Genomic DNA, 20,409 nt, shown 5'->3' with positions numbered 1-20,409 from the left:
CGCCTCGGCGTTTCCGATGATTACGAAGAGATAACGGAAAACCCTTGCTCGTCGTTACCTCGTCGTTATAGAGTGCTCGCACGGTAGCTGTTTTGCTGTGGCAGCCACCGGCATGTGATTGCAGGAAACTCTTGGTGCAAAGGGACGAGGGCCCGACCGAATGCCTCTTCGGTCGGGCCCTCAACTGCGTCCGTGGGTCGCGCGCCGGCCGCGGATGACGAGCGCTCAGGCGCCGCCGCCACCACCTCCGCCGCCTCCCCCGCCGGCCGATCCGCCGCCGCTGGAGCCACCCGACGTCGACGACGACGAGGACGCGGCCGACGAGAGCGTGCCGATGCCCGCGGAGAAGGACGAGGCGTCGAAGGCACCCGAGCCGGAGTACCAGATCGGCGCACTCACACCCGCTGCGGCGTAGGCCGCCGTCAGGTGCTCGGCCCACTCCTTCTCGCGGCCGAACAGCACGGCGTACGGCAGCAGACGCTCGTAGATCCGCAGGACCTCGCGGGGGTCGTCCGTCGCGACCGGTTCGCGCTCGGCGCCCGTCGGCGACTGCAGCATCCGGATGCGGTCGGCCTCGGCCCACCGGATGAAGAGGTCGAGCCCGAGCAGGTGATCACGGACCTCCGCGCCCGCGGCCGACAACGGATCGCCGGCGACCGCGAACACGACCACGATGAACGACGCCCCCGCCAGCACGATGCCGATGATGGGCAGCGCCGGGTGGACGTATGCGTTCAGCGCGAGCGCCCCGAACAGGATCACCAGTCCCGCCGCGATCGCCCAGGCGGCGACGGGCCAGCCGCGCACTCCCCTCGGCACCGGCTTGTACATGTCGCGCCCGCGGAGGCTGTCCTTCGCCATCTTCAGCGCCCGCTGGGACTCGGACGACAGCCGCGTGTCGGAGGTCCCGAAACGGTAGACCTCACCGCGTCGGTGATTCGGGAACATGCCGCGCAGGAGTCTGCGCCCGTTCTCGTCGGCGGCCCGGGGATCGACGAGCTCCGCCTGCAGCTTCGCGCGCCCCCAGCGGCGGTGGCCGTCGTCGACGATGCGGATGGAACCGAGGAGCGCGAGCTCGAGGATCTCGGCCGGAATCGCCTTCGAGGTCTTCTGCAGCAGCACCGCCGCATCGAGTGCGTCGATGCGGCGCGGCGGTGCATACTCCGCGATGACCGTCGGACGCCCCGGATCGTCGCGGAGGTACCGGCGGCGGTTCCGCAGCGCCCAGCCGGTGGCACCGGCGAGGAGCACCGCTGCCCCGGACTGAAGCCACCCCAGAGGCGAAGCCAGGAACCCGGTGTCGTATACCTCGAACGCGCCCTCGTCGAACCCGACGGCGAAGCTGAGCGTCTCGTGCGGTGCGAGGTCGGTCGCCGAGGCGGTGATCGTGGTTCCGTCCGGTGAGGCGATGATCTCGGGACACGGAGTCGTGCTGTCCTGCTCGCCGATGTAGCAGGCCTGACGCCCCGCGAGCGAGGCCGCGAGGACGGGATCGATGTGCAGCGTCGCGGTCACCTCACGGAACGGCTGATTCCAGTCGATGCCGTTGACGTCCCAGTAGAACTCCAGCCCGGTGTCCGCGAAGTCCCACACGACGTTTTCGAGGTCGTAGGTGAAGACGAAGGTGTTCCGCCCGTGCAGGTACCCGGGCTCGCGCGTCAGGATGCCGAGCGTGCCGTCCTCGCTGTCGGTGTCGACGGGACGGGCCTGCCCGTTCTCGTCGGTGACGGAGATGAGCTGCGGATGCAGCGGCTGCCCGTTGTAGGTCTCGGGCAGAAGACGGCGCATGCCGCGGTTCTGATCCGACTCGGGGAACTCGGCGACGAAGGTCTCGACGACCCGCATCCGCGCCGTGCCGTCCTCGTCGCGGGTGAGGGTGTAATCGACGGAAAGCGAATCGAAGACGAACGCGTCGACATCGGCGGATTCGTCTTCGGATGCCGCGGCGGGGGCCGTCAGTCCGAAAAGGCCTGTGATCAGCATGAGGACCACGACCGCGAGTGCCGCCCGGGTGCGACGCATCATGCCGACCAGCTTAGGCGGGCAGTAAAGTTGTCGCCATGAGCGATCGTCGTCGTGCCGTGGCAGCGTGGGAGAGCCTGTTCCGCGCGCAGCACGAGATCTTCGACGACATCAGCAACGACTTCGCCGGCGATGAGCTCACGCAAGCCGAGTACGACGTCCTTCTCACGGTCGTGCGCGGCACCGGTCATCGGGCACGGCTGCGCGATGTCACAGCCAACATGCTCATCAGCCAGCCGAGCGTGTCGCGCCTGGTCGACCGGATGGTCTCGCGCGGCCTCATCACCAAGTGCGGTGACCCCACGGATGGGCGCGGCGCAATGCTCACGGCGACCCCGGAGGGCGTCTCAGCCTTCCGCCGGCTCGCTGCGGCCCACGGTCGCTCCATCGCCGAGCGGATGTCGGTGCTGTCGACCGAGGAGCTGGAGCAGCTCGAGCAGCTGACGACGAAGCTGCGCCGCCTGCCCTGACGCCCGGCGGAGCGGTCGGGCGGCGTCCCGCGGTGTCGTGGGGCGTCGCGCGGTGTCGTGGGGCGTCGTGCGGTGTCGTGGGGCGTCGTGCGGTGTCGATTCCTCCCCAGGCGGGACGGTGACCCGACATTCTTTAACCGAACATAGATTCGACTCACATGTCGTACCTTGCTGGCACCATGGGAACATGACAGCGAATGGCGTGGGTGGCGAAGTGGGACGCGAGGCCCCCACACCGTCGCAGGCGCTCGCTCTCTCGCGGTACGCGGAGGCGCTCGACCTCTCTCACGCCGCTGACATCGCCCGCACTCGGGCGCTGGCCGATCTGGGCCACGCCGCCCTGCACAACGCGCGCCGCGACGGCGTGCGCGGCATGGCGTCGGATATGGAGCTGCGGTCGGTGGCAGCCGAAGCGGCCGGGATGGCCCGGCTGACCGACCGCCGGCTGCAGGGTGAGATCGACCACGCGATGACGGTCATCGACGACTACCCCACTGTGTTCGACGCGTGGGTGCAGCGGCGGATCGAACGCGGACACGTGGATCTGGTGGTGCGCGTCGGCGCGGGGGTGCCGGCTGCGATGCGGGATTCGTTCGCGGAGGCCGCGATCGGGGTGTGTGAGCGGGATGTGCCCTCCCGCGTGCGGGGTGCGCTGGAGACCCTGGCGGCCCGGTTGCATACGCAGACGTTCACAGAGCGGCACAAGACCGCGGTCGCGGAACGGTGCGTGCGCGTGTTCCACGGAACCGACGGAATGTCGAACCTCGTCGCCAGTCTGCCCACGGTGATCGCGGCGGGGATGCTCGACCGGCTCACGCAGATGGGACAGTCGGTGAAGGACGCCCGGGTCGCGGGCACTGGCGGTGCCGGGGCGGGCGGGGCGGATGCCGCTGGCCGGGGCGCCGGCGCGGATGCCGGGGAGAGTTCGGCGGCGGATGCCGCAGAAGCGGGCGAGCCCGCCGATACCCGGACGATGGACCAGCTGCGCGCGGACATCCTGGGCGACCTCGTTCTCGGCGGCGCGCCCGTGGTCGACCCGACCTACGGGACCGACCGGGCCGGTGGGCTGGGGGCGATCCGGGCACGCGTGCAAGTCGCCGTCGCCGCGGGGACACTGATGGGCAAGGACGAGAACCCCGCCGAAGCCGTCGGGGCCGGGCTCGTCGATGCCGACACCGTCCGACGACTCGCCGGGCAGGTCAGCGAATGGGACCGGCTCTTCATCGACCCGGTCATCCGCACACCGGTCGAGATCGACACCTATCGGCCCACCGCATCGATGAAGAAACTCCTGATGGTGCGGGACCAGCACTGCCGGTTCCCCGGATGCCGGCGCGCCGCGATCCGGTGCGAGATCGACCACACGATCGATTACGCCCTTGGCGGGCACACCCACATCTTCAACCTCGCCCACCTCTGCCAAAGACACCACTCGATGAAGCAGTTCACCAAGTGGGAGGTCAGACAGATCGGAGGCGGGGTTCTCGAATGGACCTCACCCCTCGGCAGGACCTACCGCGAAGACGTCCCCATACCGGCCGTCTGCTTCACCATCGACACCGCGAGCCCGCCACGGGATGCCGGAAGCGGCGGGCCACCGACGGACGAATCTCCACCGTTCTGAGTTCGGGGCGTGTGCCCGCGCACGTTCCGAGGCCGGGCACGACGGACTCGCGCGCCGTTGGTCATCGGTGACGCATCGGCTCAGCCGCGACGCATCGGCGCATCCGCGCATCCGCGCATCCGCGCATCCGCGCATCCGCGACGCATTCGGCACCGCCCCGCACGCGAAGGGCGGCCGCCGCCCCCGAGGGAGCTGCGGCCGCCCGTCGTGCGAACGCGGATCTGCGCGATCAGTTCTCGATCGGCACCACCGGCGCGGCTGCGTCGGTCGTGACCTCGACCTTGCGCGGCTTGGCCTTCTCGCTGACCGGGATGGTGACGGTGAGGACGCCGTTGTTGTACGTCGCGGCGATGCCCTCCGTGTCGACGCCCTGGCCGAGGTTCAGCTGGCGCAGGAAGCTCGCGGCTTCACGCTCGCGCGTGATCCACTTCACTCCGTCACCGCTCGCGAGCGTGCGCTCGGCGCGGATGGTCAACAGCTGGCCGTCGACGTCGATGTCGACCGAGCCCGGGTCGATGCCCGGCAGGTCGGCGGTCATCACGTAGTGGTCGCCGTCACGGTAGAGGTCCATCGGCATGCGACGGGGGCCGCGGCGCGTGTCGAAGAGGCTCGAGGCAATGCGGTCGAGGTCGCGGAACGGGTCGTAAGTAGCCATCGATCTTTCCCTTCTCTGATGCTTCATGTTGAGATCTGGAAGTTGAGCCCTGTCGGCTCAACTGCATTCAGATTAGCACTCTCCCCCATCGAGTGCCAAGGGTTCTCGCACGGCGAACAGCGCCCCGGAGACGGGGCGCGGAAGGGCCTCTCAGCACTCGACGACGTTGACGGCGAGCCCGCCCTCGCTCGTCTCCTTGTACTTGTGCGACATGTCGATCCCCGTCTGCCGCATCGTCTCGACGACGGCATCCAGCGAGACGTAGTGCTGCCCGTCGCCCCGCAGCGCGAGGCGCGCAGCGGTGACCGCCGTCGACGCGGCGATCGCGTTGCGTTCGATGCACGGGATCTGCACGAGACCGCCGACCGGGTCGCACGTGAGCCCGAGGTGGTGCTCCATCGCGATCTCCGCCGCGTTCTCGATCTGCGCGTTGCTGCCACCCATGACCGCCGTCAGGCCCCCGGCCGCCATCGCGCACGCGGACCCGACCTCGGCCTGACACCCGCCCTCCGCACCCGAGATCGAGGCGTTGGCCTTGAAGAGCGAGCCGAGCGCCGTCGCGGTCAACAGGAACCGCCGAATCCCGCGCCGACGGTCGAGATCCTCCGAGGCCAGGCGCGACTCCGCCGCGAACCGCCACCAGTACATCGCCACCGCAGGAACAATCCCCGCGGCCCCGTTGGTGGGCGCGGTGACGACGCGTCCGCCCGACGCGTTCTCCTCGTTGACGGCGAGCGCGAACGCACCCAGCCACTCCCCCGGGAGCTCCCGTCCACCCGCGGCTTCGGCCGCCTCGAGCTGCGCGCGCATCGCACCCGCGCGCCGCCGCACGCGCAGCATCCCGGGCAACGTGCCCTCGGCACGCAAGCCCGCATCGACGCACCCCGACATCGCATCCCAGATCGCGTCGAGCCCCGCGGCGACCTCAGCCTCGGGCCGAAGCGCCTCCTCGTTGCGGCGCGCGAGCCCGGCGATGCTCACCCCGTCGCGCTCGCACAGCTCGAGCAGCTCGGCCGCCGTGCTGAACCGGTACGGCCACGCGACATCGCTGCTCGGTCCGCCTCCCGCTCCCCGCGGAGCGGCGTCTGCCCCCGCCCGGCGGATGAAGCCACCCCCGACCGAGAGATACGTGTCCGACGCGACGAGATGGCCGGCGGCATCCCACGCGCTCAGCGTCATCGCGTTCGGATGCTCCGGCAGTCGCGTCCGCGGCTCGAAGGTCACATCGCCTCGCGAGAACGGCACCGGATGCCGGCCTGCGAGCAGCAGAGGTGAGCCGTCCGTCCAGCTCGTCCACGCCGCGCGGACCGCATCGGGATCGACCGTCTCGGGCGCGTGGCCCTGCAACCCCGCGACCACCGCGTCGGGAGTGCCGTGCCCGATGCCGGTCGCTCCGAGCGACCCGTACAGCACGCAACCGACGCGCACGACCTCGGGCAGCCTGCCGGCGGCCTCGAGCCCGACGGCGAAAGCTCGGGCGGCGCGCAACGGGCCGACCGTGTGGGAGCTCGAGGGTCCTACACCGATGGAGAACAGCTCGAACGCCGAGACGTAAGCGCTCACACCTCCAGGCTACGCCAGCATCTGCCGTACGCACCGGGCCACGTCAAGGGCCTGCCGACGGATACGCCACGCGCCTATCGTCGCGACCGATGACCACCCCATCCCACCCCCGTCTGGCATCGCTCAAGGCAGCCGCGCGCACCGCGGGTGGCGAGGCCTTCGCGGTCTCGCGCCTACTGCTCGCCGGCAAGGCGGCCCTCGCCGCCGCGATCGCCTGGTACCTCGCGCCGTATGTGCCGTTCGCGCACGACGAGTACTCCTACTACGCACCGCTCGGCGTGCTCGTGAGCATGTACCCGACGATCGCCGACTCCGCCAAGGCGGGCCTGCAAGCGCTGGGAGGCCTGGCCATCGGCATCGCGATCGGCCTCGCGGGACTGTGGATCGTCTCCGGACCCAGCCCGCGGATCGTCGGCGTGGCGATCGTCGTCGCCGCGGGCGTCGCCGTCGGCGGCATCCGAGCTCTCGGCACCGGCCGAGACTGGATCGCCATCGCGGCGCTGTTCGTTCTGCTGCTGGGCGCGAACGACGCCGGCGGCTTCTCGGTGTCGTACCTCGTGACGATGGCGTTCGGCGTGCTCATCGGGGTGGCCGTCAACCTCGCGCTCGTCCCACCCCTGTACCTCCGGCGGGCCTCCACCCGCCTGTCGCAGCTGCGCGACGCGGTCTCGGACCGGCTCGAGATGCTGGCGACCTCGGTCGCCGCCGGCGAACCCGCCGATTCGGCGGGCCAGCGCTACCTCGGAGAGATCCTCGACGCCGTCTCGGCCGACGTGCGCGAGGCCGCCCGCAGCCGCAAAGCCCATCCGCTCGCTCGGCGCCGCCGCGGCATCGAGGCCGAGAACGACCGTCGCTTGAGAGCGCTCGAGAACACTGTGCGCCAGACGATCGAGCTCGGCGACGGCATCGACGGCCTCCCCCTCACCCCCGACGCCGCGCCGCTGCGCGCCGAGCTCGCCGAGGCCGTACGGGCCACAGCGCGAGCCGTCGCACGACCTCTGGGCGACCCGGCGACGGCAGCCACGGTCGAGGATGCCGAGAAGGCGCTCGCCCGCGTCGTCGCAACGGTGCCCGCGGACGGCGATGGTCGCATCTCGCCGTGGACGCGCACCGCCGTCGATCTCAGCCGGATCATCGAGGCATCCCGCCCGTTCTCGTGAACCGGTGAATCAGCGAGCGGCGATGCCCAGCACCCGCTCGAGGTACGGACCCGAGAACTTACCGGTCGGGTCGACGCGCGCCACGAGCTCGCGGAAATCAGCGAGACGCGGGAGCGAATCGCCGATGGGCATCGAGAAGACCTTGCCCCAGTGCGGCCGGGGGTCGAACGGAGCGAGCACGCGCTCCACATTCGCGATCGCCTCGCGGACCGCATCCGGTTCGTTCTTCCACGTGAAGTGGATGCACACACTGTCGCGCCCGAACCCGGGAGAGAGCCAGAGGTCATCGGCGGCGACGGTGCGCAGCTCGGTCACGAGAAGGGCGGGCTCGACCCGGTCGGCGATCGAGCGGACGGCCGCGATCGCCTCGACGGCCACCGCACGGTCGACCCAGTACTCGGTCTGGATCTCGTCGCCGTTGGACGGGGTCGCGTCGATGCGGAAGTGCGGCAGACGCTCGCACCAATCCCCGGGGATGCCGCCCTGCTCGGTCGTGTTGTCGACTCCGTCGGCCGCGGGCGAGTCCGCCTTGACCCTGACGCGCCGAGCGCTCAGCACGCGTTCCGGCATGTCGGCGGCCGACGCGGCGTCGAGGCGCTCCTTGATCCACACTTCGCCGACATCCGGCGTCTTCCAGCGGGTGAAGACGCTGACGCTGTAGCCCGACGCCGTCACCTCGTCGAAGCGCTTCAAGAGATCGTCCCAGGTGAGCCCGGCATAGGTGTCCTGGCGCACCTGGTAGGTCGGCTCGATCGCGAGCGTCAGCCGGACGACCGGCCCGAGTGCGCCGAGGTGGACGACACTGCCGGCGAAGTCGGCGTCACCGGCCGAGACCGTGCGCAGCTCGCCGTCCGGAGTGATGAACTCCAGCGCCCGCACCGCCGTCGCGAGCGACCCGTTGCCGTCGCCCGACCCGTGCGTCGACGTCGCCGTCGCACCACCGACGGAGATGTGCGGCAGTGAACCCATGTTGTGCAGCGCCCAGCCGTGATCGGCGAGGTGCCGAGCGACGACGGCATAGCGCGTTCCGGCTCCCACCGTCACGGTCCGCGCATCCTCATCGACGATGATGTCGGCGTCGAGCCCGGTGAGATCGAGCAGGACGCCGGCCGTGTCGGCGAGGTCGTTGAACGAATGCCGTGTGCCCAGCGACCGGATGCGGTCGTGCGCGGCGACCATGCGTCGAGCCTCGTCGATCGTCGTCGGTGCGAGTACAGCTTCGGCGGTGAAGGTGTGTGTTCCGGCCCAGTTCCGTTCGGTCACGCCCCCACGCTACGCGATGACCGCTGAGAATGTGCAGCACAACAACAAAGTCGTCGGCGTGGAACGGAAAACAAAGAAGCCCCCGCAGAGCGGAGGCTTCTCGTTCACTGTCTCAACACAGTGTGCGCCCGAAGGGACTCGAACCCCTAACCTTCTGATCCGTAGTCAGATGCTCTATCCATTGAGCTACGGGCGCAGTGCCTAGGAATCTCTCCCGGGCCGTCGTCAAGCATAGCCCGCTCTCGCGCAAAGAGCGAATCGAGCGCGGAACGGCTAGTCGATCACCGGCGCGGCCGCGGAGTCCACGGCCTCATCGCGCTCGACCGCCTGCCGCTGGACATTGCGACGCTGCGAGCGGAGACGCGGGAGGTCGACCATCCGCAGGGCCTGCATGCGCGCCGTGCGCATGCGCTCGTAGTCGGGTTCGAGATCGGGCCGCGCCGCCTCGATGCGAAGCGTGCGGTCGATGTTCCCGGCGACCTCGGCCCACGCGGCCTCCCGCGCATCAGCGATGAGCTTGCGCAGCTCCGCCTCGTCGGCCGCGCGCTCGCGCAGCTCTTTGGCGATGCGCAGCGACTGCTTGCGACGTCGACGCAGATTCGACACGTCCCGGCTGCGGTAGTCGTGCGTCCCGCCCGAGTCGCTGTAGCGGCCGCTCGCGGCCTTGCGTTCGCGATGGGTGCGCTCGGCGTCGGCCTCGGCCTCCTCCGCGAGAGAGATGAGCGCGTCGCGCGCGTCGTCCAGGAAGCGGTCGGCCTCGAAATCGCGCCCGTCGGCGAGGATGTCGACGAGGATGGCGTTCTTGAGCGCGAGGCGGGTCGCCGCGGAGGCGATGTACAGCCCTTCGGCGACGATCTCCGAGCTCTTGGTACGCGCTTGACGGGTGGCCAACGCTGCCCCTCCTCACCTCACCCCAATCCTACGGGGCGCGCGCCTCAGCCGAGCTTGGCGATGATCGCCGCGATCCTCCTCGCGCGGGTCTCCGGCGCCTTCGCGGACTCGACGTTCCCGACATGCGCCTTCCGCGCGCTCGGCGGCAGTCGGTCGAACGCTTCCCCCGCGCCGGCGTCCGTCAGCGCGGCGGCGAGATCGGTCGGTACCTCGACCTCCCGCGGCGCCTCGTCGAGTTCGATGTCGACGACGATCGCATCGCCTCCCGCGAGGCCGCTCTCGCGCCGCCGCTCCGCCGAGAAAGGGATGAGCGCAAGCCCCCGCATCGACCCCACCGTGCTGCGGAAGGCGAAGCCGTTGACGGCGACCGAGACGGCGGGGCGACGACCGCCACCGAGCGCATCCAGGATCGAGAACGGCACCTCGATGCCGGTGTTGTTTCCGAACTGGGACAGCGTCGTCTCGAATCGCACGCTTCTCATTACCACCGCGGCGCCCGAATACACAAGCAGGGTGAGCCGTGAACTCGCTGACCATAGCCTCGCTTCACGGCCTGGGCCTGACTCCCCATCGATATCGACGAACACACAAGATCGGACGCTCCGGGCCCGCCCAGTGGCAAACCGATCTGCCCCTGTCACCGAACAACCGCAGCACCGCGACATCCGTCGCCCAATGGGAGGGAACCCTCATGCGTACATCACCGAACCGCCTCGTGGCGATCATCTTCGGCGCCGTCTACATCCTCGTCGGCCTCCTCGGCTTCACCGTGACCGCGGGCGTCGACTTCATCGCCACCGAGGGTGGCCTGCTGCTCGGCATCTTCGAGGTCAACCCGCTGCACAACATCGCGCACCTCCTGATCGGTGCCGCGCTGCTCATCGGCGGCCTTTCCGGCGTCCGCGCCGCGAAGGGCGTCAACATCACCGTCGGCGCGGCCTACCTGCTGCTCGGCATCGTCGGCTTCTTCATTCAGGACAGCGCCGCGAATGTGCTCGCCCTGAACACCGCCGACCACTTCCTCCACCTCGCCAGCGCCCTCGTGCTGCTCGGCGTCGGCCTCGGCACCGACCGCGCGGTCGACACCCGCCGCACCGCCGTCGCCTGATGAACACCGCCGCGCTCACCCGCTCCTGGCCCACGCTCGCCGCGTGGGGGGCTGGTCTGCTCCAGCTCGGCGTGGGCGCGGGCATGATCACCCAGGGCACCGGCGCCGCCGATCGCGGCGTCGGTGTCGTGGCGGTAGCGGTCGGGGCGGCCGCCCTCGGTTGGGGCGTCGCCGCCCTGACCCGCGGCCGCCTCGTCGCTCCCCGTGTCGCGATGGCCATCGCCGTCGCCGGCACGATCGCATCGGGGCTCGCTCTCGCAGCGGACCCGATGCGGATCAGCGTTCACGCCGTCGGCGTGACCGTTCTCCTCCACGTCGCCTACGGCGTGGCCGCAGCGGCTGTCGTCCGCCGGGCGCGCACAGCGCCCGCGGGCTCCTCCCCCGCCGAAGCCCGCTCCACCCCGCGGACAAGCGTCATCGGGCTCGTCGCCGGTTGCGTCATCGTGGCCGGACTCGTCACGCCGGCGCTCGGGGCCACAGAGGCGGGTCGCAACGCTCCGAGCCACTCCGACCACCCGCTGTTCTCCACCGAGCACAGCCACTGAGCCGCCGAGCGCGGCCGCGAGATCAGATCGCGCTGATGCGCCAGGACGCCTCGACCGTGGCGGCCGGCTCGATGAGGATGAGCCCGGCGTCGTAGTCGTACCGCGCGGCGTTGAAGGCATCCGGGGCGCACGTCATCGGCTCGACCGCCAGACCCGCGCGGTGCCCCGGCTGAGCCGGTCCCCCGGGCAGATCGGCCGTGTGCACCTGGACCCACGGGCACGCGGCATCCCACGAGATCGCGACTCCCGTTCCCGACGGGTCGGTCACCCGCACCGCGGCGATGCCGTCCTCGGCGCGCGAGAGCGCCGTGAACGCGTGATCGATCTCGACGGGGCCCAGCGTCCGCGGCTCGCGGAAGTCGAACTCCGCGACGTCCGCGACGTCGGCCAGCCCGACGGGCGAGAGCCGGTCGGGGGTGACCTCGAGCACGCGAGCTGCCGGCAGTTCGAGCGTCCACTCGTCCAGCGGCGCCGATCCGGCGACGAGATACGGGTGCGGGCCCGTGCCGAAAGGCGCGGCATCCGCGCTCTCGTTCGTCGCCCGCACCGTCTGCGTCAGGCCGTCGGCGCCGAGGCGGTAGGTCGTCTCGATGCGGACGGTCCAGGGGTAGGCGGTCTGCGCGACGATCGTGGCGCCGAGCGTCACGTGGTCGGCGGCGACGACGACGGGCTCGAAGTCGAGCCAGGCCACCAGCCCGTGCAGCGCGTGGTGGCGCTCCGGCTCGGTGAGAGCGAGACGATAGCGGGTGCCCGCCACCTCGTACTCACCGTCGACGACGCGGTTCGGCCACGGGGCGAGGGTCGCACCCCGGTAGCCCGGGCGCACTTCGTCTTCGCCGTACGGGACGACGAGGTCGCGCCCGGCGACGCGGAAGGAGCGCAGCGACGCCCCCACGCTCGCCACGATCGCCTCAGCGTCGCCGAATCGCAGCACGTACGACGTTCCGGATGCCGCCACGGGCGTCCCCTCTCGGTTCTGGTTCTCGGAGATCACAGTCCGCGGGCCAGGCGGTAGTAGGCCTGGTTCCAGCGGAGCTCCTTCTGGAATCCTCGCACCGTCGTGTCCTCGTCGATGACCACGAGCTCCGTGCCGGCGATCTCGGCGAAGTCCCGGAACACCTCGATGCCGACGGCCGTCGTCATGACGGTGTGGTGTGCGGCACCGGCGGCGAGCCAGCACGCGGCCGACGTGGCGAAGTCGGGTGCCGGCTTCCAGATCGCCCGGCCCACCGGCAGCTTCGGCAGGTCGGGAGCCTCGACGTTCTCGACCACGTTCGCCGTCAGGCGGAAGCGGTCGCGCATGTCGCTCATCGCCACGACGAGGGCGGGACCCGGGTCGGCGGTGAAGACCAGGCGCACGGGGTCGTCCTTACCGCCGATGCCGAGGGGGTGGATCTCCAGGCGCGGCTTCGCGGTCGTCAGCGACGGCGAGACCTCGAGCATGTGTGCGCCGAGGATGCGCTCCGAGCCGGGAACGAGGTCGTAGGTGTAGTCCTCCATGAGGCTCGCCCCGCCGGGCAGACCCGCACCCATCACGTTGGCGACGCGCACGAGGATCGCGGTCTTCCAGTCGCCCTCGGCGCCGAAGCCGTAGCCCTCGGCCATGAGGCGCTGCACGGCGAGGCCCGGCAGCTGCGTGAGCTCGCCGAGGTCTTCGAACGAGGTCGTGAAGGCTCCGAAACCGCCGGCCTCGAGGAACGAGCGCAGCCCGATCTCGATCGCCGCGCCGTCGCGCAGCGACTGATGGCGCTCAGCCCCGGGGAGAAGCTCCTCGGCGACGTCGTACTGCGCGAGGTACACCTCGACGAGCGCGTCGATGTCGGCGTCGGAGGCGGCGGCGACGGCATCCGCCAGCTCGTTCACGCCCCACGTGTTCACCTGGACGCCGAACTGCAGCTCTGCCTCGGTCTTGTCGCCCTCGGTCACCGCGACGTAGCGCATGTTGTCGCCGAAGCGCGCGAGCTTGAGCGTGCGGGCGGCCTGCCACCCGGCCGCGGCGCGCTGCCAGTCCTCGATCTGACGCGTGACCTCGGGGTTCGAGACGTGCCCGACGACGGTCTTGCGCGAGACGCCGAGGCGGGTCTGGATGTAGCCGAACTCGCGGTCGCCGTGGGCGGCCTGATTGAGGTTCATGAAGTCGAAGTCGATGTCGGCCCACGGCAGCTCGACGTTGGCCTGCGTGTGCAGGTGCAGCAGCGGCTTGCGGAGCGCGTCGAGGCCCGTGATCCACATCTTCGCCGGACTGAAGGTGTGCATCCACGCGATGACGCCGATCACCGAGTCGTCGGCGTTCGCGTCGAGGGCGAGTCGGCGGATCGACTCGGAGTCCTTGAGCACCGGCTTCCATTCGACGCGGACCGGCAGTCCGGCGAGGCCGGCGACGACCTGTTGCGACTGCTCGGCGACCTGGCGCAGGGTCTCCTCGCCGTAGAGGTTCTGGCTGCCCGTCACGAACCAGACGGTGTACTGCTCGAGAGAGGTGGAGAGGGTCATTGTTCTTCTTCCGGTGAGGTCGGACGGGTCAGGACAAGGCGGCGACGGCGGCGCGCTCGACGGCGAGCCCCGCGTCGTAACGATCGAGGTAGGCGGCGAAGCCGGCGGCATCCGCTGCGTCGGGCTCGGCGACGTCGACCGACGCCGACGCGAAGACGCGCTCGCGGAGGTAGGCGTCGAGATCGAGGCCGTCGCCGTGGCGCAGATAGTCGGCGAGCACGGCGATGCCCCAGGCCCCGCCCTCCGAGGCGGTGTCACCGACGGCGACCGGGGCTCCGAGAGCCGCTGCGAGGAACCGCTGGGCGACCCCGGCGGTGCGGAACATGCCGCCATGGGCGAACATCCGGTCGAGCTGCACCCCCTCGCGGTCGAGAACGCGCATGCCGAGCGCGAGCGTGCCGAACACGCCGTAGAGCTGCGCCCGGATCGCGTTGGCGAGCGTGAACCGACTGTCGGGGGTGCGCACGAACAGCGGACGACCCTCCTCAGTGCCGGCGATGGGCTCGCCCGCGAGGTGGTTGTAGGCCAGCAGGCCGCCGGCGTCGGGGTCGCCCGTGAGCGCTTCGCGGAACAGGGTGTCGTACACCGCGTCGGCGTCGAGCGCCGATCCCGACGCCGCAGCGAACCGCTCGAACATGCCCACCCAGGCCGCGAGCTCGCTGGCCCCGTTGTTGCAGTGGACCATCGCGACGAGGTCGCCCGCGGGGGTCGTGACGACGTCGATCTCGTGGTGCATGCTCTGCAGCGGGCGCTCGAGCACGACCATCGCGAAGATGCTCGTGCCGGCACTGACGTTGCCGGTGCGGGGCGCGACGGCCTCGGTGGCGACCATGCCGGTGCCCGCATCGCCCTCGGGCGGGCAGAACGGGATGCCGGGGCGCAGCGCTCCCGACGGGTCCAGCAGCGCGGCACCGGCGACGGTGAGGGAGCCTGCGGCTTGACCTGCGACACGGACCTCCGGCAGCAGGGCGCGGAGATCCGCCGGGAGTCGCCCGGCGGTGTGCGCGTCGAAGAGGTCGACGCGGCGCTGGTCGTAGTCACGGGTGACCGGGTCGATCGGGAACATCCCCGACGCGTCGCCGACCCCGAGGACCTTCTCACCGGTCAGGCTCGCGTGCACGTACCCGGCGAGGGTCGTCATGTGACGGATGTCGGCGACGTGCGCCTCGCCGTCGAGCACGGCCTGATGCAGATGGGCGATCGACCACCGCAGCGGGATGTTGATGCCGAGCAGCTCGGTGAGCTCGGCCGCGGCCGCGCCCGTGCTCGTGTTCCGCCACGTGCGGAACGGCACGAGCAGCTCGTCGTGGGCGTCGAACGCGAGATAGCCGTGCATCATCGCCGAGACGCCGATCGCGCCGAAGGTCTCGGGCACGACGCCGTACTGGGACTCGATCGCGGCGGCGAGGTCGGCGTAGGCCGCCTGCACGCCGGACCAGACGTCGTCGAGGGCATACGTCCAGCGGCGCTCCTCGAAACGGTTCTCCCACGCGTGCGACCCGGTCGCGAGGACCCGGGTCGGGTCCGACCCGACGAGGCATGCCTTGATGCGGGTCGAGCCGAATTCGATGCCCAGGCTCGTGCGACCGGCGAGGATGTCGTCGCGCTCGGCGGATCGGTCGCGCGTGGCGGTGTGGGTCACGGATGCCTCCATTGGTCGTGCCGCGGTGTGAACATGTTACCGGTAACAACCTCACGACGCGAGCCTGAACGGCAGGCTCATCGACCTCAGACCGGGCGAGTCGAGTCGCGCACCACGAGCCGGGGCGGTTCCGGACCGGTGGCAGAGTCCGCGCCCAGCAGGATCCGGACGCACCGCTGCGCCTCGCCCGCGATATCGAGACGGACCGTAGTGAGGGCGGGCCGGTAGAAGGCCGCATCCGGGTGGTCGTCGAAGCCGACCACGCTGACGTCCGCGGGAACGTCCACACCCCGTGAAGCGAGTCCGGAGACCAGGCCGAGCGCCATCTGATCGTTCGCGACGACGATCGCGGTCGGCCCGCCCGCCTCGCCGACCGCGGCGGCGATCTCGGGGGCCAGCGCCGCCCCCGATGCCGCGGACCAGTCGCCGCGCCAGCGACCGGCGAGCTGCAGTCCCCGTCGCGCGAGCGCAGACTCGGCACCGGTGTCGCGAGCGACGGCCTCGAGCCAGGCGGCCGGGCCCGACAGCTGAGCGATGCGGCGGTGCCCGGCGTCCAGCAGATGATCGACGGCGAGCGCCGCTCCCTCGGCGCCGCGGTCGCCGTCAGCCGGCGTGCCGGCTCCCCCGACCCGCGAGTGCAGCGGCACCACCGGGACCCCGGGGGATGCCGCCGCCAGCGCTTCGAGCGCCGCCGTATGGGGCGCCACGACGACGATCCCGTCCACCCCCTGGGCGAGAAGATGGTCGGCGGCGGCCGTGACGCTGGCGGCATCCGCGCCGTCGGCGTAGGCCGTGGCGATCCACCGGCCGGCCGACCGCGCCGCGCGTTCGAGAGCCCCGATGCCCGCGGCGGGCCCGTACAGATCGGTGTCGGAGGCGACCACCCCGATCGTCCGCGTCGTCGCGGTGCCGAGCGCACGCGCCGCATTGTTGACGCGATAGCCGAGCTCGGCCATCGCCGCGACCACGCGTTCCCGCGTCTCGGGCCGGATGTGAGGGTGGTCGTTGATGACGCGCGAGACCGTCTGCGTCGACACGCCCGCGGCGGCCGCGACATCCCGCACGCCCACTCGCGCCCGCCCGGGCATCGCTTCGCTCACTGCGCCAGGCTAGCGGGCACGCCGAAGGGCGGCACCGGCCGAGGCCGCGTGCCGCCCTTCGAGAACTCTCGGTCGGATGCGATCCGGGATCAGCGGTCGCCGAGGATGCCGCCCACGAGGTCGTCGACGTCGGAGGTCACGTCCGAGGTGATGCCGCCGACGAGGTTGTCGACGGTGCTGCCGATTCCGCTCGTGACGTCGCCCGTGCTGACCTCGCCCGTGCCGACGTCGCCCGTGCCGACGTCACCCGTGCCGACGTCCGTGCCGTTGCCGAGGTCGGTGTCGGTCTGGTTGCCGTTGCCGACCTCGTTGCCGTTGCCGGTCTCGTTGCCGTTACCGGTCTCGTTGCCCGAGACGATGGGGGCGTCGACCGGGGCGTCCACGGCAGTGTCGTTGCCCGAGGCGATCGGGGTGTCGTTGCCCGACAGCAGCGCGCCGTTGCCCACATCGCTGATCAGCGGTCCGTTGATGAGGCCGCCCTCGAGCCCGAGGTTGCCGACGTTGGCGTTCTCGCCCACGCCGTTGCCGTTGGCCTCGAGGACGCCGTCGATCCACGTCGACAGCGCGTCGAACGACGATGCGACGTCCGTGGTGGTGGTCGTGTCGGTGGTGGACGAGTCGACTGCGGTGGTGTCGTCAGCCGACGCGGGCAGGGCGAATCCGGCGGTGGCGATCGCGGCGGCACCCAGGCCCGCCGTGCCGAAGATTGCTGCTCGCTTCAGGTTCGTACGCATGTCTCTTCCTTCCGTCACGTGCGCTGGATTGCGGCACGTGGGGCTATCCGGGACGACCCCCGGATGCGGATTGGAGACCTCGAGCGAAAACCGTGCATCCGCCCCCGTTCGGGCCGCCTGCGATCCGCGCCCTCATGCGGATCGCGGCGGTTTCCTGGCAGTCGCCTGAGAGCGCGGCATCCGGCCCGCGTAGGCTCTGCGTCATGCGTGCAGAGCTCGCCGATCGCCGTGACACGACCTGGGAGGATCTCGGACCGAGATTCCGGGTGTTCGTCTACCCCGGCGACGCGAAAGACACGCGGATCATCGACATCGTCGACGTCTCGATCGACACCGTCTTCCGCGAGATGCGCATCTTCTCCGACGACGACCGCCACCTCTGGTCGGTCGCTCTGGTCCGCGGGGAGGGAGCGCAACGGGGTCTGGTCTGGCTGTCGGGGTACGACTACGACGACACCCCGACCGACGGCGTCGAATGGCAACGTCGTCGCGAGATGCAGGATCGCTACCTGATGGCGCGTTCCCGTCGCGGCGAGCCGCTCGTGCTCCCCGACGGACGGCGCGTCATCCGCATGTTCTCGGGATGGGCCTCGAGCCCGCTGTGGGAGAGCTTCACGGACGAGTACGTCGTCGACCCGCGCAGTCTCGGGATGAGCGATGACCTGACCCGGGATCTCCTCGCCTGGGACGGCGCGATCCAGGACGCGGGACCCGACGGCCCGGTCCCCGCCGACTCGTTCGAGACCGGCCTGGCGATCTGGCGCCGCCTGCGCGACGAGCTCGCCCCCATCGCGGAGGTCCGCCCCGATTTCTGGGCTACCGGGCAAGTGCTCGGCTGAGCTCAGGCTTTGACCGGCCGCCCGCGCTTGGGCTTCTCCGTCGACAGCTCGATCGCCATCGCGCGGCCGGGATGCTGCGCGAGGCGCTGCTCGGTGTGATCGAGCCAGCGCACCTCGGCCTCGGCCGCGAAGATCATCGAGTCGACCACGAGCGACCAGGCGAGCTCCTCGGGACCGTCGGGGTTCGCTCCGGCGTACTCGCCGCTGCGGAGCTCCTGCAGTTGCGCGAGCGAGGCGCGCCGCTGCGCCTGGATGACCTCGTTCACATCGATCCCCGGCAGGGTCGCGGCCACCGCGAGCTTGATCGCGAGCTCATCCCGTGTGCCCGCCGGCCGTTCGACGGGCGAGCCCAACCATGACGCGACCTCGGCGCGCCCGGCATCCGTGATCTGCCAGTAGACGTGGCCCTGCCCGTCGACCGACCCCTTCTCGACGAGACCGTCCCGCTCGAGCCGGTCGAGGGTGTTGTAGATCTGGCCCACGTTCAGGGGCCACGTCGACCCGGTCCGACGGTCGAACTCCGCCCGCAGCTGATAGCCATAGCAGGGGCCCTGATCGAGGATCGCCAGAAGGCTGAGTCGAACCGACACGGTCGTCCTTTCGCATACCGGGTATGTAGTTTGCGAGTATATGCATACCGGGTATCGAGGGGACTACCGCCGCGGGCCCATCACGATCACGCTGCTGAGGATGCCGAGTCCGACACCCACCGCGGTGTCGACGACGCGCTCGACCGCCAGCTCCGGGCCGCCGGCTCCCGCCGCGCTCAGGATGAGGAGCACCAGCGGGGTGATGAAGACGAGCGCGAGCGCGTAGTGGCGGACGACGACGAGCTCGATGATGAACTGCAGCGCCCCGAGCACGAGACCGAGCACGACGCCGCCGAGCGGCACGACGCTGATGGCGAGGAACACGGCCGCCCCCGCCGCGGTGCCGAGCGCGCGGTGGATGCCGCGCGACAGCGCGACGCGGCGACTCGCGCTGACTCCGAGGACGGCGATCCCCGCCCCGACGATCCAGTAGGCGCGCTCGGGATCGACGAGCAGCGCGATCGCCGTGCCGACGACCGCGACCGTCGCCGTTCGCACGACGAGGGTCCGCGTCGTCGCCTCGCCCCCGGCCGCGGGGAAGAGCGAGCGCATCGACCGAGGCTTCGCGCCGCGGTGCGAGCGCCGCACGAGAGGTGCCGCCGTGACCAGCCATGCGAACAGCAGCGACGCCGCGAGGACACCGAGATACAGCGCCGGGTTCACCGCGTGCGACGACTGCGGCGCCGTGACGTGCGCCGACAGGCCGTAGATGAGCACGGCGAACAGCGGGCCCGGCGGACCGACCGAGCGGCCGAAGACCAGAACGGATGCCGCGACGGCGACCACGATGAGGCCGATGGCCACCGCGACAGCGCCGACGGCCGCCGCCGCGACCCCGAGCGCCGCACACGACCACAGCACCGCCGCGACGATGGGGACGAAGCGCAGGCGCTCGCGCGGTGAGAGACGGCCACCGTACAGCGTCGCGAACGCTCCGGTCGCGGCGAGCAGCGCGATGTTCTCGAGCCCCAGCGCGGAGAGGACGACCACGGGCAGCGCCATCGCGAGCGCAGCCTGCAGCCCGAGGTGCCATCGCGGTCCCGGCGACGGCCCGAATCGCGTCAGGCTGCGCCCCAGCTCCCCCGCCTCACGCCGCCACCGGCCGGAACTGTCGGGGGGCGGTTCGAGCGAAAGCGGCATTACTCCATTGTCCCGCGAGAACGCCGACGTCTGCGCGCCGGCACGTACTCTGGAGGCGGAGAACGACATGAGCGACGATTCCCCCGCATCCTCGACGCCCCAGACGCCGGTGCCCGGCCCTCGTGAACGCGCGGCCTACATCGAGACGGCGATTCAGCAGGCCATCCGCCGCGGCGACTTCGACGATCTGCCGGGAGCGGGCAAGCCCATCGCCGATCTCGGCCCGAACCACGATCCCGACTGGTGGATCAAGCGGAAGATCCGCGAGGAGCAGCTCACCGGGCTCGGCCCGCCGGCGCTGACCCTGCGGATCGAGCACGCCGAGTTCGACGCCCGTGTCGACGCTCTCAACCGCGAGGACGATGTGCGCGAGTACGTCGCCGACTTCAACCGGCGCGTCGTCGAGGCCCGCCGGCAGCTGCAGGGCGGGCCGCCCGTGGTCACACCGACGCACGACGTCGAGGCCGAGGTCGCCGCCTGGCGTCAGCGTCGCGCGGATGCCGCGGCGGCGGCATCCGCAGCCCCGCCGGCCGAACCGCGACGCCGCCGGCGGCTGTTCCGACGCTGAGC

Annotated in this window: 20 protein-coding genes and 1 tRNA gene; 7 read left to right on the top strand and 14 right to left on the bottom strand. The window is 70.8% G+C overall.

Going from position 1 to position 20,409, the window contains the following annotated elements:
- Positions 1-225: 225 nt before the first annotated feature.
- Positions 226-2,025: a DUF2207 domain-containing protein gene (locus CBF90_RS09290; RefSeq protein WP_242435644.1), complete on the bottom strand. Its 1,800-nt coding sequence runs from the start codon at positions 2,023-2,025 to the stop codon at positions 226-228.
- 35 nt (positions 2,026-2,060) lie between these two features.
- Here CBF90_RS09290 and CBF90_RS09285 point away from each other — a divergent pair, with 35 nt between their 5' ends.
- The gene (locus CBF90_RS09285) at positions 2,061-2,492 is read left to right on the top strand and encodes a MarR family winged helix-turn-helix transcriptional regulator (protein ID WP_088380438.1); all 432 of its coding nucleotides are present in this window, start codon (positions 2,061-2,063) and stop codon (positions 2,490-2,492) included.
- Between the two features lie 187 nt (positions 2,493-2,679).
- Complete coding sequence (locus tag CBF90_RS09280) at positions 2,680-4,116, top strand: HNH endonuclease signature motif containing protein (RefSeq protein ID WP_242435642.1); 1,437 nt, start codon at positions 2,680-2,682, stop codon at positions 4,114-4,116.
- 229 nt (positions 4,117-4,345) lie between these two features.
- On the opposite strand, the gene CBF90_RS09275 is transcribed toward CBF90_RS09280, so the two are convergent.
- Entirely contained in the window at positions 4,346-4,771 is a 426-nt protein-coding gene (locus tag CBF90_RS09275) for an Hsp20/alpha crystallin family protein (RefSeq protein WP_064956137.1), read from the bottom strand.
- 150 nt (positions 4,772-4,921) lie between these two features.
- Positions 4,922-6,334 (bottom strand): L-serine ammonia-lyase, encoded by a 1,413-nt coding sequence (locus CBF90_RS09270; RefSeq protein WP_023952324.1) that lies wholly within the window; start codon positions 6,332-6,334, stop codon positions 4,922-4,924.
- Positions 6,335-6,423: 89 nt separating this feature from the next.
- On the opposite strand from CBF90_RS09270, the gene CBF90_RS09265 reads away from it, so the two are divergent.
- Positions 6,424-7,494, top strand: a complete 1,071-nt coding sequence (locus tag CBF90_RS09265) for an FUSC family protein (protein ID WP_023952326.1) — start codon at positions 6,424-6,426, stop codon at positions 7,492-7,494.
- Between the two features lie 9 nt (positions 7,495-7,503).
- Here the strand turns inward: CBF90_RS09265 and CBF90_RS09260 are convergent, their stop codons facing one another.
- The 4 genes from CBF90_RS09260 to CBF90_RS09245 all read right to left on the bottom strand — a co-directional run bounded on the left by CBF90_RS09260 (position 7,504) and on the right by CBF90_RS09245 (position 10,121).
- Entirely contained in the window at positions 7,504-8,757 is a 1,254-nt protein-coding gene (locus tag CBF90_RS09260) for an FAD-binding protein (protein ID WP_088380437.1), read from the bottom strand.
- A 123-nt stretch (positions 8,758-8,880) separates the two neighbouring features.
- A tRNA-Arg gene (locus tag CBF90_RS09255) sits at positions 8,881-8,953 on the bottom strand.
- Positions 8,954-9,030: 77 nt separating this feature from the next.
- Positions 9,031-9,648, bottom strand: coding sequence for a hypothetical protein (locus CBF90_RS09250; protein WP_023952332.1), 618 nt, complete (start codon positions 9,646-9,648; stop codon positions 9,031-9,033).
- Between the two features lie 44 nt (positions 9,649-9,692).
- A complete protein-coding gene (locus tag CBF90_RS09245; RefSeq protein ID WP_064956140.1) occupies positions 9,693-10,121 on the bottom strand; it encodes a YdeI/OmpD-associated family protein in 429 nt (142 codons plus the stop codon).
- A gap of 218 nt (positions 10,122-10,339) precedes the next feature.
- Here CBF90_RS09245 and CBF90_RS09240 point away from each other — a divergent pair, with 218 nt between their 5' ends.
- Complete coding sequence (locus tag CBF90_RS09240; protein WP_036304665.1) at positions 10,340-10,756, top strand: DUF4383 domain-containing protein; 417 nt, start codon at positions 10,340-10,342, stop codon at positions 10,754-10,756.
- Entirely contained in the window at positions 10,756-11,301 is a 546-nt protein-coding gene (locus CBF90_RS09235; RefSeq protein WP_023952338.1) for a hypothetical protein, read from the top strand. Before CBF90_RS09240 ends, CBF90_RS09235 begins: the two co-directional genes overlap by 1 nt.
- Before the next feature lie 22 nt (positions 11,302-11,323).
- On the opposite strand, the gene CBF90_RS09230 is transcribed toward CBF90_RS09235, so the two are convergent.
- The 5 genes from CBF90_RS09230 to CBF90_RS09210 all read right to left on the bottom strand — a co-directional run bounded on the left by CBF90_RS09230 (position 11,324) and on the right by CBF90_RS09210 (position 17,270).
- Positions 11,324-12,259, bottom strand: a complete 936-nt coding sequence (locus tag CBF90_RS09230; RefSeq protein WP_237049205.1) for an aldose 1-epimerase family protein — start codon at positions 12,257-12,259, stop codon at positions 11,324-11,326.
- A 32-nt stretch (positions 12,260-12,291) separates the two neighbouring features.
- Complete coding sequence (gene araA, locus CBF90_RS09225) at positions 12,292-13,794, bottom strand: L-arabinose isomerase (protein ID WP_064956142.1); 1,503 nt, start codon at positions 13,792-13,794, stop codon at positions 12,292-12,294.
- A 28-nt stretch (positions 13,795-13,822) separates the two neighbouring features.
- Entirely contained in the window at positions 13,823-15,436 is a 1,614-nt protein-coding gene (locus CBF90_RS09220) for a xylulokinase (RefSeq protein ID WP_023952343.1), read from the bottom strand.
- Between the two features lie 86 nt (positions 15,437-15,522).
- Positions 15,523-16,536: a LacI family DNA-binding transcriptional regulator gene (locus CBF90_RS09215; RefSeq protein WP_036304666.1), complete on the bottom strand. Its 1,014-nt coding sequence runs from the start codon at positions 16,534-16,536 to the stop codon at positions 15,523-15,525.
- An 89-nt stretch (positions 16,537-16,625) separates the two neighbouring features.
- Positions 16,626-17,270: a hypothetical protein gene (locus CBF90_RS09210; protein ID WP_023952345.1), complete on the bottom strand. Its 645-nt coding sequence runs from the start codon at positions 17,268-17,270 to the stop codon at positions 16,626-16,628.
- A 203-nt stretch (positions 17,271-17,473) separates the two neighbouring features.
- On the opposite strand from CBF90_RS09210, the gene CBF90_RS09205 reads away from it, so the two are divergent.
- Positions 17,474-18,109 (top strand): hypothetical protein, encoded by a 636-nt coding sequence (locus CBF90_RS09205; RefSeq protein WP_088380436.1) that lies wholly within the window; start codon positions 17,474-17,476, stop codon positions 18,107-18,109.
- Between the two features lie 2 nt (positions 18,110-18,111).
- Here CBF90_RS09205 and CBF90_RS09200 read toward each other — a convergent pair whose 3' ends face one another.
- Both CBF90_RS09200 and CBF90_RS09195 read right to left on the bottom strand, forming a co-directional pair.
- Positions 18,112-18,699, bottom strand: coding sequence for a PadR family transcriptional regulator (locus CBF90_RS09200; RefSeq protein ID WP_023952347.1), 588 nt, complete (start codon positions 18,697-18,699; stop codon positions 18,112-18,114).
- Between the two features lie 63 nt (positions 18,700-18,762).
- Positions 18,763-19,839, bottom strand: a complete 1,077-nt coding sequence (locus tag CBF90_RS09195) for an FUSC family protein (RefSeq protein ID WP_023952348.1) — start codon at positions 19,837-19,839, stop codon at positions 18,763-18,765.
- 67 nt (positions 19,840-19,906) lie between these two features.
- Between CBF90_RS09195 and CBF90_RS09190 the strand changes: the two genes are divergently transcribed.
- Positions 19,907-20,407 carry a DUF1992 domain-containing protein gene (locus CBF90_RS09190; protein WP_052007607.1) on the top strand — a complete coding sequence of 167 codons (501 nt, stop codon included), beginning with the start codon at positions 19,907-19,909 and terminating at the stop codon, positions 20,405-20,407.
- The last annotated feature ends 2 nt before the right edge of the window (positions 20,408-20,409 follow it).

Source organism: Microbacterium sp. AISO3 (assembly GCF_002204305.1).
GTDB classification, from domain to species: Bacteria; Actinomycetota; Actinomycetes; order Actinomycetales; family Microbacteriaceae; genus Microbacterium; species Microbacterium arborescens.
Note: the sequence above shows the minus strand (reverse complement) of the source record. Positions and strands in the feature narration are given on the sequence as shown.

What these genes read in the sequence shown, in the direction of transcription:
- CBF90_RS09265 (WP_023952326.1), top strand. Translation starts at nt 6,424, where the DNA reads ATGACCACCCCATCCCACCCCCGTCTGGCATCGCTCAAGGCAGCCGCG.
- CBF90_RS09190 (WP_052007607.1), top strand. Translation starts at nt 19,907, where the DNA reads ATGAGCGACGATTCCCCCGCATCCTCGACGCCCCAGACGCCGGTGCCC.
- CBF90_RS09285 (WP_088380438.1), top strand. Translation starts at nt 2,061, where the DNA reads ATGAGCGATCGTCGTCGTGCCGTGGCAGCGTGGGAGAGCCTGTTCCGC.
- CBF90_RS09290 (WP_242435644.1), bottom strand. Translation starts at nt 2,025, where the DNA reads ATGATGCGTCGCACCCGGGCGGCACTCGCGGTCGTGGTCCTCATGCTG.
- CBF90_RS09280 (WP_242435642.1), top strand. Translation starts at nt 2,680, where the DNA reads ATGACAGCGAATGGCGTGGGTGGCGAAGTGGGACGCGAGGCCCCCACA.
- CBF90_RS09240 (WP_036304665.1), top strand. Translation starts at nt 10,340, where the DNA reads ATGCGTACATCACCGAACCGCCTCGTGGCGATCATCTTCGGCGCCGTC.
- CBF90_RS09210 (WP_023952345.1), bottom strand. Translation starts at nt 17,270, where the DNA reads ATGCGTACGAACCTGAAGCGAGCAGCAATCTTCGGCACGGCGGGCCTG.
- CBF90_RS09235 (WP_023952338.1), top strand. Translation starts at nt 10,756, where the DNA reads ATGAACACCGCCGCGCTCACCCGCTCCTGGCCCACGCTCGCCGCGTGG.
- CBF90_RS09205 (WP_088380436.1), top strand. Translation starts at nt 17,474, where the DNA reads ATGCGTGCAGAGCTCGCCGATCGCCGTGACACGACCTGGGAGGATCTC.
- CBF90_RS09195 (WP_023952348.1), bottom strand. Translation starts at nt 19,839, where the DNA reads ATGCCGCTTTCGCTCGAACCGCCCCCCGACAGTTCCGGCCGGTGGCGG.
- araA (WP_064956142.1), bottom strand. Translation starts at nt 13,794, where the DNA reads ATGACCCTCTCCACCTCTCTCGAGCAGTACACCGTCTGGTTCGTGACG.
- CBF90_RS09275 (WP_064956137.1), bottom strand. Translation starts at nt 4,771, where the DNA reads ATGGCTACTTACGACCCGTTCCGCGACCTCGACCGCATTGCCTCGAGC.